This window comes from Deinococcus humi, from assembly GCF_014201875.1.
GTDB classification, from domain to species: Bacteria; Deinococcota; Deinococci; order Deinococcales; family Deinococcaceae; genus Deinococcus; species Deinococcus humi.
Window position 1 is genome coordinate 640,223 of sequence record NZ_JACHFL010000001.1, and the last position, 11,426, is coordinate 651,648.

The 11,426-nt window shown below is 67.0% G+C and carries 9 protein-coding genes and 1 tRNA gene; 1 reads left to right on the forward strand and 9 read right to left on the reverse strand.

Going from position 1 to position 11,426, the window contains the following annotated elements; translation table 11 throughout:
* Nucleotides 1–10: 10 nt before the first annotated feature.
* Together HNQ08_RS03230 and HNQ08_RS03235 are read right to left on the reverse strand one after the other, a co-directional pair.
* Nucleotides 11–2,809: a sensor domain-containing protein gene (locus HNQ08_RS03230; protein ID WP_229789643.1), complete on the reverse strand. Its 2,799-nt coding sequence runs from the start codon at nt 2,807–2,809 to the stop codon at nt 11–13.
* A 547-nt stretch (nt 2,810–3,356) separates the two neighbouring features.
* Entirely contained in the window at nt 3,357–3,794 is a 438-nt protein-coding gene (locus HNQ08_RS03235; RefSeq protein ID WP_184127632.1) for a DUF3197 domain-containing protein, read from the reverse strand.
* 252 nt (nt 3,795–4,046) lie between these two features.
* Here HNQ08_RS03235 and HNQ08_RS03240 point away from each other — a divergent pair.
* Nucleotides 4,047–4,122 (forward strand) — tRNA-Ala (locus HNQ08_RS03240).
* A gap of 237 nt (nt 4,123–4,359) precedes the next feature.
* Here the strand turns inward: HNQ08_RS03240 and HNQ08_RS03245 are convergent.
* From HNQ08_RS03245 to HNQ08_RS03275, 7 genes are all read right to left on the reverse strand, one after another.
* Complete coding sequence (locus HNQ08_RS03245) at nt 4,360–5,901, reverse strand: ABC transporter substrate-binding protein (RefSeq protein ID WP_221283947.1); 1,542 nt, start codon at nt 5,899–5,901, stop codon at nt 4,360–4,362.
* Nucleotides 5,902–5,943: 42 nt separating this feature from the next.
* The gene (locus HNQ08_RS03250; RefSeq protein WP_229789651.1) at nt 5,944–6,819 is read right to left on the reverse strand and encodes an ABC transporter permease; all 876 of its coding nucleotides are present in this window, start codon (nt 6,817–6,819) and stop codon (nt 5,944–5,946) included.
* Entirely contained in the window at nt 6,816–7,769 is a 954-nt protein-coding gene (locus HNQ08_RS03255; RefSeq protein WP_184127633.1) for an ABC transporter permease, read from the reverse strand. Before HNQ08_RS03255 ends, HNQ08_RS03250 begins: the two co-directional genes overlap by 4 nt.
* Entirely contained in the window at nt 7,766–8,050 is a 285-nt protein-coding gene (locus HNQ08_RS03260; RefSeq protein ID WP_184127634.1) for a cupin domain-containing protein, read from the reverse strand. Before HNQ08_RS03260 ends, HNQ08_RS03255 begins: the two co-directional genes overlap by 4 nt.
* A gap of 61 nt (nt 8,051–8,111) precedes the next feature.
* On the reverse strand, nt 8,112–9,311 hold the full coding sequence (locus tag HNQ08_RS03265) for a M24 family metallopeptidase (RefSeq protein ID WP_184127635.1): 1,200 nt from the start codon (nt 9,309–9,311) through the stop codon (nt 8,112–8,114).
* Entirely contained in the window at nt 9,308–10,165 is an 858-nt protein-coding gene (locus tag HNQ08_RS03270; RefSeq protein ID WP_184127636.1) for an alpha/beta fold hydrolase, read from the reverse strand. Before HNQ08_RS03270 ends, HNQ08_RS03265 begins: the two co-directional genes overlap by 4 nt.
* A complete protein-coding gene (locus HNQ08_RS03275) occupies nt 10,162–11,403 on the reverse strand; it encodes a dipeptidase (protein WP_184127637.1) in 1,242 nt (413 codons plus the stop codon). Before HNQ08_RS03275 ends, HNQ08_RS03270 begins: the two co-directional genes overlap by 4 nt.
* Nucleotides 11,404–11,426: the final 23 nt, after the last annotated feature.

An 11,426-nucleotide genomic window follows, 5' to 3' on the forward strand; every position in this document is an offset into this window, starting at 1 on the left:
GGCGCGGTCCTCAACGCTCCGAGAGCCACGCCAGCAGGGCCGCCTCGGGCAGCGGTGGGCAGACCACATAGCCCTGCGCAGCGTCGCAGCCCAGTTCTCGCAGGATGTCCAGCTGCTCGCTGCGCTCCACGCCCACCGCCACCACTTTCAGCCCCAGGCGGTGCGCCAGATCAATGGTGGCCTCCACCAGCGTGACCACACGCGGGTCACCGGGCAGACGGGAGGTCAGGGTGGGGTGCAGCTTGATGGCCGTCAGGGGAAAGCGGGTCAGGGCGCTCAGGTTGCTGCCCACAGCGTCGCCGAAATCGTCCACGCTCAGGCGCGCGCCGTGGCTGCGGAGCTGCTCCAGCAGGCCCAGCGTTTCCTCGCTGTTGTCCAGCAGGCTCCCTGCCGTGACCTCGATATCCGGGGCACCCTGGGCGCTCAGCAGCGGCAGCAGGCGGCGCAGGCCCTCGCTGCGGCGCAGCTCCTCCAGACTCAGGTTGACGCTGACCTGCCACCCCGGCAGCGCGGCCCCACATTCGGCGCGCACGCGCGCACGACTGGCCAGGGCTTCCTCGACCACCCACTCGCCGATGCGGGTGATCAGGTCGCTGCGGCCCGCCACCTCCAGAAAGCTCTGGGGCAGCAGCAGACCGAGTTCGGGGTGCTGCCAGCGCAACAGCGACTCCGCGCCCAGCGGCCGGCCCGTTCTCAGGTCCAGGACCGGCTGGTACAGCAACGTGAATTCGTGGGCCGTGAGTGCGCCGCGCAGGTCCTCTTCCAGCGCGTAGGAGTTGCGGACCCCGGCGCGCAGGGCCGGCGTATAGAAGCCGAGGCCGCTCCGGCCCTGCTGCCGGGCGTGGCGCACGGCGATCTCGGCGTTCGAGATGGTGTCCTCGGTCCCGCCGTCCAGCGGGGCCACCCCCAACGCGAAGGTCAACAGCGTCTCGCGCGGGCCGCAGCGCAGCGGAACGCTCAGCGAGCGCTGCACGGCTTCCAGCGCCTCGTGGATGTCCAGTCCCGGCAGCAACGCGGCGAAGGTGCCCCCTTCCAGCCGGGCCGCGCTGCCCTGCCCCTGCCCCAGTCCGGCCATCAGATCGTTCAGGCGGGCGGCCAGACCAATCAGCAGGCGGTCACAGGCCACCCGACCCAGCGCCGTGTTCAGGGCACTGAAGCCGTCGATGTTCAAGCAGACCAGGGCGCCGGCTGCCCCCTGCCCGGTCTCCAGCGCCGCCAGATCCTCGCGCAGGCCCACGCGGTTGCGCAGTCCGGTCAATGAGTCGTGGCGGGCGTCGTGGTGCATCTTGGCCTCGGCGCGGCGCAGCACAGTCACGTCGCGCAGCGTCAGCAGCAGACCGCCCGTCGGCGCGCTGCCCCGGTGCCCCGATTCCCTGTGACTCCCCTCTGGCCCAACAGGCGTCATGCGCAGTTCCATGTGACGCAGTGAGTGGCCGGGCAGGGCCAGCAGGACCTCGCGGCGCGACGGCACCGGTGACGGCAGGGTGCGCCAGTCGGGCAGGGGTAGCGGTTGCCCGTCCGGCGAGAAAACCTTGACCCCCAGTTCGCCCAGCACACGCATCAGCCCCAGGCCCACCAGGCGTGCGGCCTCGACGCCCAGCAATGCGGCGGCGCGGTCATTGATCAGTTGCGCCCGGCCAGCGGCGTCCACCAGCACAGCGGCATCCTCGGAGAGGGCCAGCATCTGCGAGATCAGTCCCAGTGGGGCCGCGGCGCCCACCGACGCGCCCACACTCTCGGCCACCAGGAGCCCGCTCTCCGACGAGCGGCGCACAGTGAGGGTCAGCAGTTCGCCGGTCGCCAGTTTGACGTCAGCCTGCGCCACACTGCCCCCCGCAGCCAGCCGCACCAGATTGCGGACCGCTGCCGAGGGGGCGCCCTCAAAGCCAGACCAGGCCCACAGCGGCGCGCCCGTGATCACCGGGAGCGGCTGTCCGGGCAGGTGGGGGGCCAGTTCGCTCAGGCCGGGACTGGCATGCAGCACGGTGCCGTCCTCGGTCAGCAGCGCGGCGGGCGTACGGGTGTCCAACAGCGCCGAGACCCGCGCGGCCCGCTCGTACTCGCCGCTCACGTCCTGCAGGGTCACCATCACGCCTGCGCCCCAGCCGCCCAGGTAAGGCCGCGCCTCGCCGCGGATCCAGCGCGGAAGGCCCGTGATTTGATCGGCCCCGGCCAGCCGCTCGTCGGGCAGCCTTACCGACCGGCCCGCCACAGCACCCTCCAGCGCCAGCAGCAACGCGGGATGTCCGGGCAGCACCTCTGCCACCGTGCGCCCCAGCACCCCGGCGTCATTCAGGTCCAGCAGTTCCAGAAATGGACGGCTGACCCGCCGGAACACCAGCTCAGGGGTCAGCCAGGCCGTGGCCACCGGCAACTGCGTGACCAGCACCTCGGCTTCTCGTCCTGCCCCGTCCGGGCGCGAGGCCGCCAGCAGCATGGTCAGCACCTCTACCGCCGTGGACGACACCGGTCCCGCGTCGCTCCACAGCAGCCCCAGCAACTCGCCGTCGCGTGAGAGCCAGGTCATCTCGCCGCCCTCCAGCCATTCCTCGGGCGGCTCCAGCTCCGGTCCGCACTGTTCAAGGGTATCTCCCTCCAACCGCAGCACCGCTCCTCCCACCCGCGCCAGCAACGCCGCTTCCGGCGCGTGGGCACGCAGCAGATCGCTCAGCGCCGTGTACAGCGCCGCGCTGGGTTGACCGGCAGGCGCCGGAACGGTGCTGGTGTGGGGGGTGGACGTGCGAACGGTGCGCTTCCCGGCCAGATGGTCCGGGGCGGCACGCTTGGATTTGGACAGGGAAGGGGTCACGCTGAAGTTACCTCGCGTCCACAGACGCTGATGAATGTTCGGTCCCGTGAGGAAAACACAACAGGGCGAGGGGTGAGTGGAGGGAAGCGGTCATGCGGCGCCGAGGCGTGGTCAGGCTCTCTGGAGAAAACGCAGGTACCCGGCAGAGAACAGCAGGCCCAAGAGGGCGGCCAGCACGGGTTCAAAGACAGCAGGTGATCGGCACCTGCGGGTCATCGTGACACCCGAACTCTTACCTCAATCATTCAAGAACGCGCTTTAGGCACGTCTGGCGCTGACCCGGCGTCCATTTGAACGGCTCTCCTCTTCTCCACCGCCGACACAGCCCTTCACGGTGGACCGGAGCGCCGCGGCAGGACAGGGGGAGACCAAGTCGCCAGGAACGGCGGCGGGCAGTTGGACGCGCGCCTAGAGAACAATTGCCACCCTGAGGTGGGCATCTGGTGGAAACAGCCCTAAGAACACCAACGAGGCCAGGGGCGCGCGCCCCTGGCCCCGAATATTCAGTGTTGTCTGGCAGGGAAAGGACCCCCAGCGGGGGTGGGGATCAATTCTGCCAGGCAGCCTCTTTCCAGGCGGCGGGCCACACAAGGTAGATGCCCGGGTCGCTGGGGTTGCTGGCCGCCAGCAACCGTTTGATCTCAGCGGTTTCCGGCTCATCGATCACCCGCGTGAAATCGGAGACGTTCATGACTGTCTCGCGCACCGGCCAATCGTGGGCCTGCGCCCAGCGCACCAGTTGCTCCAGCGCCTCCATGCCCGCTGGCCCGAAACGCGGCCCAAACGCCTGGGCCGCCACCGTCACCATCGGCCCCACGACCAGCACTGCCGCGTAGCCCGCACGGTCGCGGTCTCCCTGCCGGTCGGTCACCAGGATCAAACGGCCCGCCGCGGCCCCCGAACTGTGCTGTTCCAGAGTGGCCATGACGGCATTCAGGGTCTCGTGCGGCGCTCCGGGCACGCCCAGCGGGTCGGCAATCTGCATGGGCGCAGTGTATCCAAAACAATCATGCAGGACGTGCCCCACACAGCGGATCAGGACAAAGGGCTTTTCGACGGAATCTGGCAGTCAGCCTGGACAACAGACCTGGTCCTGAACGGCGACTGCCTGGCCTAGGAGGCTCACCGCTGCCACGGGACCCGTCTCTGCCCTGCGCCCAGTTCTTGGCCGCTGCCCTGTATTGCAAGGCCGTCTGGTGCGTGCTACAGTCCTTCTCGCCCTTGGTTCACGTGGTGTGGGGCCATAGCTCAGCTGGGAGAGCGCGTCGTTCGCAATGACGAGGTCAGCAGTTCGATCCTGCTTGGCTCCACCACAGAAAGCCTGTCGATGACAGGCTTTTTCTTTTTGTCAAAAAGCCATCTGGACCTGAAACGCTGCCCCCTTGCGCAGGGGTTACTCCAGGACCTGTCATCCTGTCACGCAAGCGGATGCGGGGAACAGCCTGAACTGCGGCCTAAGCGAAAGAGGCAGAGGCCGACGTCTTCGGTCCCTGCCTCAAGAATTTCAGGAAATCACAGCGGACGGGTCACCGCTCTCCCTTAACCGGGCTTCAGCGTTTGAGCCAGGCCGTACGCAACCCGATGTAACTGGTGTTCGGAAAGTGCGCGTAGCCCTGGACGGCCTTACGCGCTGCCTCGTACTGGGTGCTGGAGTACAGGAATACCATCGGCGAAAGGTCCACCAGACGCTTCTGCACGTCCACATACAGCTTCTTGCGGGCCGCCGGATCGGCCACCTGCCGACCCTGGTCCAGCCATTTATCAATGGTGGCGTCCTTGAAATTGGTCAGGTTGCCGCCCGAATCGGAGGCGAACGGCGTGTACAGGTAGTCGTCCGGGTCGCCCTGACCGCTCTCGCCCAGGATGGTAGCGGTGTATTTCTTGGCCAGGATATCGGGCAGGTACACGCTCCATTCCAGGGCGTTGATGTTGACCTTGATGCCCAGCGGCGCGAGCTGGGCCTGAATGATCTCGGCGGGGACGCGCAGGAAGTCGTAGGTGCTGGTCACCTTGAGGTCCAGGGTGAAGCCGTTCGGGTAGCCCGCCTCCTTCAGCAGGGCGCGAGCCTTGTCGAGATTGGGCTTGCCGTAGCTGGCATCCGGCGCGGCGTAGTAGTTGCCGTCCGGGAACACCGTGCCGGGTGAGGGCAGTCCGCCCACGCCCAGCAGCGCCACATCCACGATTTCCTGGTTGTTGAGGGCGTAGGCGATGGCGCGGCGCACCTTGGGATTGTCCAGTGGTTTTTGCGCCACATTGAAGAACAGCGCGCGGTAGTTGGCGGCCGGGCCACCCAGGACGTTCACGTTGGGATCTGCCTTGAGGGTCTGGATCGAGGTGGACGGCACGTACTCGATCCAGTCCACATTGCCTGTGCGCAGCGCAGTCACGCGCGCCGTGGGGTCCGGCAGGTACGAGTAGGTGATGCCGTCGAGGTACGGCAGCCTGTTCCCCTTGGCGTCCTTGCCCCAGAAGTTGGGGTTCTTCTTGAGCACCATGCGGGTCTGCGGCACATACTCCACGAACGAGAAGGGGCCGGTGCCGACAGGTTTGGTGTTCAGCGTGGCCGCCGCTTCCTTGGGCACGATCACGTTTAGTGAGAAGGCCAGTTTGCTCAGCAGTGGCGAGAAGGGCTTGCTCAGCGTGATGACGGCGGTGGTCTTGTTCGGTGCGGCCACGCTCTTGACCAGTTCGAAATCCCCGCTGCGAGGGGACTTGGTCGCCGGAGCTTTGATACGGTTGATCGAGTACACCACGTCGCTGGCCTCGAAGGCGCGTCCGTTGTGGAATTTCACGTCGCTGCGCAGGGTGAAGGTCCAGGTCAGCCCGTCCTTGCTGGTGGTCCACTTGGTGGCCAGCGAAGGCACGATCTTGCCGCTGGGATCGAAGGCCACCAGGGTGTCGTAGACGTTCTCCAGCTGGTTGCGCGTGGAGGTCGCCTGGGTGACGTGCGGATCGAGGCCCACGGGATCGGCCTGCATCCCCGCGCGCAGGACCCCCCCGGCGGTCTGGGCCTGGGCCGGGGTGGCCGCGCCAGCGAGCAGGAGCAGCGTGCTGAGACCGAGCATACGGACGGTGCGCTTGTTCGTGGACATAGGGTCCTCCTGTGGGGGACGTGCGGGGAGTGTAAACAGATTCTAACGGCCCAGCCGGGGGTCGAGGGCGTCACGCAGGGCGTCACCGAGAAGATTGAAGCCCAGCACTGTGACCATGATGGCCAGTCCCGGCGCCACCGAGATCCACGCATTGGTTTCCAGAAATGGGCGCCCGTCGGCGATCATCTGACCCCAGGCGGGGGCGGGCGGCTGGGTGCCCAGGCCCAGGAAACTCAGGGCCGCCTCGCCGAGGATGGCGTAGGCCAGCCGCAGCGTGACCTCCACCATCACCGGCCCCAGCGAATTGGGCAGCACGTGCCGCCACAGCAGACGGGTGTCGGACGCGCCCAGCGCGGTGCTGGCCTCCACGAACATGGCCTCGCGGCTGCGCAACACGGCAGCCCGCACCACCCGCGCAAAGGGGGCGGTGAAGGCCACCGCGATCGCCAGCGTCAGGTTCCAGAAGCCGCCGCCCAGGAAGGCCAGCAGGGCGATGGCCAGCAGAATGGCCGGGAAGGCCAGCAGAATGTCGGTCAGGCGCATGATCAGGGTGTCCACCCATTTCAGGTAGAACCCCGCCAGCGCGCCCAGCAGCCCGCCGACGATCAGCGCGAAGGCCACGCTCAGGACACTCACCGACAGGCTGATGCGGCTGCCGTAGATCACCCGCGACAGCAGATCGCGCCCGTACAGGTCGGTGCCCAGCCAGTGCCGCGCCGACGGCCCCTGCATGCGATCGGCGGGCAGGTACTGCACCGGGTCATACGGCGAGATCTGGGCGGCAAAGAGGGCGCAGATCACCACCAAGAGAACCAAGGCCAGCCCCACCACGCCGCTGGGCGTGCGGAAAAACAGTGTGGCGGCGCGGCGTGTCGGTGAACGCGGCAGGGCCATGGCGGGGTCTGAGGTGGCGCTCACGAGTAGCGCACCCGGCTGTCGATCACGCCGTACAGCACGTCCACCACCACGTTGACCAGCACGTAGCTCACCGCGATCCACAGCACCGCGCCCTGCACCACCGGGTAGTCGCGCAGGTTGATGCCCTCCAGTGCGAAGCGCCCGATGCCGGGCAGACCAAACAGTTGCTCGATGATCACGGCCCCGCCCAGCAGGTTGCCCACCTGCAGGCCGATCACTGTGACCACCGGAATCAGGGCGTTGCGCAGGGCGTGGCGGACCACCACCGAGCCACTGCCTAGTCCCTTGGCGCGCGCGGTGCGAATGTAGTCCTGCGACAGCACGTCCAGCAGGCTGGCCCGCACGATCCGGGTGGTGGCGGCGGCCAGCCCGAAACTCAGGGCCAGGGCGGGCAGAAACAGGCTCCTGAGATTGCCGGTCAGCGACTCGCCGGGCGAGACGTAACCGTTGGGCGGAAACCAGCCGAGCTTGAGGCTGAACAGCAGGATCAGCAGGATCGCCAGCCAGAACTCCGGCGCGGCCAGGCCGACGAGGACGAAGGAGCTGGAGATCAGGTCGGCGGCCTTCCCCCGCCGGAGTGCGGCCAGAATGCCCAGCGGCAGGCCCACCAGCAGGGCGAACAGCAGGGCGAGGGCAGAGAGTTCCAGCGTGACCGGAAACCGCAGCAGCAGATCGGTGAAGACGGGCCGGTCTGTGCGGAGGCTGATGCCGAAGTCGCCGCGCAGCAGCGCCCCAAACCAGCTCAGGAACTGGGCCCAGATCGGTTGATCGAGCCCAAACAGGCGGCGCATCTCGGCCTGCTGCGCGGCGCTGACGTTGCCCTCCAGGCCAATCAACTGCGTGACCACGTCACCGGGGATCAGGCGCAGCAAGGTGAAGACTAGGACGCCCACTCCGAACGCGGCCAGCAGCGCCAGCAGCACGCGCCGGACCAGCCAGCCTCCGGTCAAGGCTTCTCCAGCAGCACGTAACTGAGGGTCACGTCCTCCAGAATCTCGGCCTCGTGAATCTCCCCTGCCGGAATCAGGGTCACGTCGCCGCCGCGAAGCGTGTAGCTCTGCCCCCCGCTGACCGCGCGCAGCACGCCACTGTGAATGAATGAGATCTCGTCCTGCTCATGACTGCCCGGTGGCAGCACCGTTCCGGCAGGGAAACTCAGCGTGCCGACGCGGGCGGGAAGGGTCGTGAACTCTCCGACGTTGACGCTCTCGCTCAGGGTGAGCCGTTCCATGCGTCCTCCTGTGTGCTTGTGCCCCTCCACTATGGCGTCTCAGTGGGATGGCCACCAGTCCTCAGGCCGGCAAGGTCAGGCTGTCCAGATCGCGCGGATAGTCGGTCAGCAGTTCCATGCCCGACGCCGTGATCAGAATGGTGTCGGAGTGCCGGAAGCCGCCCAGTCCCGGCACGTACAGTCCCGGCTCCACGCTCAGGACCATGCCCGGTTCGAGGGGACGTGAATCGCCAATGTCCAGGAAAGGACTCTCGTGAATGCGCTGGCCCAGGCTGTGGCCGACGTGGTGCCGCCAGTGGTCCCACAGTCCCTCGCGCTCGTAGTACGCCCGCACGGCCTCGTCCACCTGGGCGCAGGTCCGGCCCGGCCCCAGTGCCTCAAACGCGATGTCCTGCAGCTTGAGCATGTGCCCAAAGAAACGTTGCTGCTCCCCACTGGCCTCGCCGAGAAACATGGTCCGCTCCAGCTCGCTGAGGTAACCCCAGACGGCGGCCCCGGCCCCGGTGACGAGGGTATCGCCGTGCTGGAACGTCGCCCCGGTGGTCATGGCGTGGGGCAGGGCGCTGTGAACGCCGATCTGCCCCCGGTACAGCGCCACCGCGCCGCTCATCCAGCGGTTCTGGCCGCGGTAGGTCTCACCCAGCGCGGCGATCATGGCGGCGGTGGCCTCCTTGGTGGCGCGGGCCTCCACTTCCGTCTCGTTCTCGCCGACGCGGGTGTAGTCCTGGAGCAGCTGATGGGCATGCGCGCCCCACCGCGCGCTCTCCCTGATGAGCTCCACCTCGGTGGGCGATTTCAGCGCCATCTGATGGTCCAGGGCGCGGGACACCCGCCGAACCTTTGCTCCGGGCAGCGCCTCGCTCAGCTCCGGGCCGTCGTACCCCATAACAGGCGGGTAACCGTCATGGTCCACGCCGATGGAAGCTGGGCTCAGCCCCAGTTCGCCCAGCAGGTCCGTCAGTTGCAGCAGCGGGTGACGGTGGCCGGGAAACTCCGGATAGTCGGCCACGCGCTCGGCCTCGCCCATCTGCTGGGCGTGCTCGCGCTCCAGGCGGGGAACGAACAGGATGCGCTCGCCGTCCCGCGTGATGATCAGGGCGACCGGCCGCTCGGTGGGAAAGAAGGCGAAGCCGCTGTAATAGAAGATGAACTGATCGTCGAACAGGACCAGAGCGTCCTGCGGCGTGTCCAGATGATCGAAGGCCGCCTTCGCCCGCGCCGCGCGCTCCTCGCGGCTGATCGGGCCGGGCGACGCGGTCACGCCCCCACCGCCGACAGGTGACGGGTCAGAAACCCGCGCACGATCTCGAGGTACAGCGACTGCTCCTCCAGTTGAGGCGAATGCCCGCTGTGCTTGAAGATCACGAGTTCGCTGTTCGGAAGGTGAGCGGCCAGTTCCTCGCTGGCTTCCAGCGGCGTGATCCAGTCGTGGCGGCCCACTGTGACGAGCACCGGCACCGTGATCTCCGGGAGGCGGGCCACGATGTCGTAGTTCGGCTGGTTGCGCGAGAAGGCCCAGTTGTGCGTCTGATACCGAAAGGGGATTTTCGCCAGACGCTCGGCTTCGGCCGCAGGGTCTCGCTCCACGGTGTACAGCGGCTGAATCTGCGCGAAGCTGGCGCGGAAATCGTCGTTGTCGCGCATCTGGCCGGAAAACATCCGGTCCAGTGACGCCTCGTCCATCGGGAACCCGCTGTCCATCGCCCGCCGCTTGCTGGTGTCCTGGAAACGGTTGCTGGCCGCCGTATCGCGCAGGATCACAGCCTGCAAGTTCTGCGGGTGGGCCAGCGCATATTCCAGGGCCAGGAAGCCGCCGTAACTGCCGCCCAGCACCACGATCCGGCCCAGGTCCAGCTTCTGGCGCAGCGCCTCCAGATCGGCCACGAACTGCGCGTGGGAATACGGCTCGGCGCCCTCCGATTCGCCGTTGCCACGTTGATCGTAGGAAATCAGGCGGTACTCGTCGGTCAGCGGCCCAAAAGCCGCCCAGTCCCCGGCGCGGCTGCTCATGCCCGGCCCACCGTGGAGGGTGACGATGGTGGCCTTGTGGTTCTGGCCCGCCCCGGAGTCGTCATAGATCAATTTGACGCCGTTGACCTCGATGCTTTTGCTCACCGGTACCACGCCTCTTTCAGCACCCGCATCACGTTGCCGCCCACCGCCTTGGCGATGTCGGCGTCGCTGTACTCGTGCTTGACCAGCCAGCGCACGATGTTGGGAAACGCCTCGGCGGGGTTTTCGATGCCGTCCACGTACTCGACTTTCTCGTATTCCAGGTGCCCGCGCGAGGCTCCGATGGACAGCGCCTCAGTCAGGGCGTTATGCAGGCCCACGTGATCTCCGAAAAGCACGTCCGGCCCAAAGGCGACGTGATCGATGCCCACCAGATTCACGCAGTACTCGAAGTGCTCCATGAATGATTCGAGGCTATGGCGCGGGTGCTTTTCGGTCAGGGTGGTGTGCGGCGCGGCCTCGATGCCAATCACGCCGCCCTTGTCGGCGCAGGCGCGGATCACGTCGTCGGGCTTGAGGCGGTTGGAATTCCACAGGGCGCGTGCCCCGGCGTGCGTGATGAAAATGGGCTTCTCGCTGACCTCAATGGTGTCCAGGGCGGTCTGATCGCCGCTGTGGCTGACGTCGATGGCGATGCCCAGCTGGTTCATCCGCCTCACCGCCTGCCGCCCGAACACGGTCAGGCCGCCGTCGCGCGGCTCCTTGAGCCCGGCCCCCAGCGCGTTGCCCTCGCTGTAGGCGATGCCCATGCAGCGCACGCCCAGCCCGTACAGGATGTCGAGGCGGTCCAGCTCGTTCTCGATCATCGCCGCTCCTTCCAGCGAGACGATAAAGGCGATCTGGCCATTCTTCTTGGCGTTCACGATGTCTTCTGTGGTCTTGCAGTGGACCACCATCTCCTGATGCGCGATGTCGGACAGACGCATGCCCAGATCGAAGATCACGTCATCCCACTTCCAGCCGCCGCGCGAGGTGATCATGGCCGTGCCGTTCATCAGATTGTCGAACACGGCGTCCAGGCCGGAAACGCTCAGGCCCTGGTAGCCGGTGAAATCCCGGCCCCAGCGCCGAAACTCCAGAAACCGGGAGAGGTCTTGCGGGGCCACAAAGCAGTGGTCGTGCAGCGAGATCATCAACTGTTCCTGAAACAGCCGCCGCACCCGCGCCTCCTGCTCATCGGTGACCTCGGGGGCGCGGCTGGGCACACGGTTGAGTTCCGCTGACAGCGGCCAGTTCGGATAATCCTTGCCCGCCTCCAGGTAGGAAAAGGAGGTGTAGCCGCTGTAGTTCTTCTGTTGCATGGGGGCCGGCGCAGTCTGGGCGTCCTTGAGATCGGTCATGCTAGCTCCTGGCTTTGAGGGCG

Excerpts from the sequence above, each read along its gene's own strand:
- HNQ08_RS03245 (WP_221283947.1), bottom strand. The coding sequence starts at position 5,901 with ATGTCCACGAACAAGCGCACCGTCCGTATGCTCGGTCTCAGCACGCTG.
- HNQ08_RS03235 (WP_184127632.1), bottom strand. The coding sequence starts at position 3,794 with ATGCAGATTGCCGACCCGCTGGGCGTGCCCGGAGCGCCGCACGAGACC.
- HNQ08_RS03275 (WP_184127637.1), bottom strand. The coding sequence starts at position 11,403 with ATGACCGATCTCAAGGACGCCCAGACTGCGCCGGCCCCCATGCAACAG.
- HNQ08_RS03260 (WP_184127634.1), bottom strand. The coding sequence starts at position 8,050 with ATGGAACGGCTCACCCTGAGCGAGAGCGTCAACGTCGGAGAGTTCACG.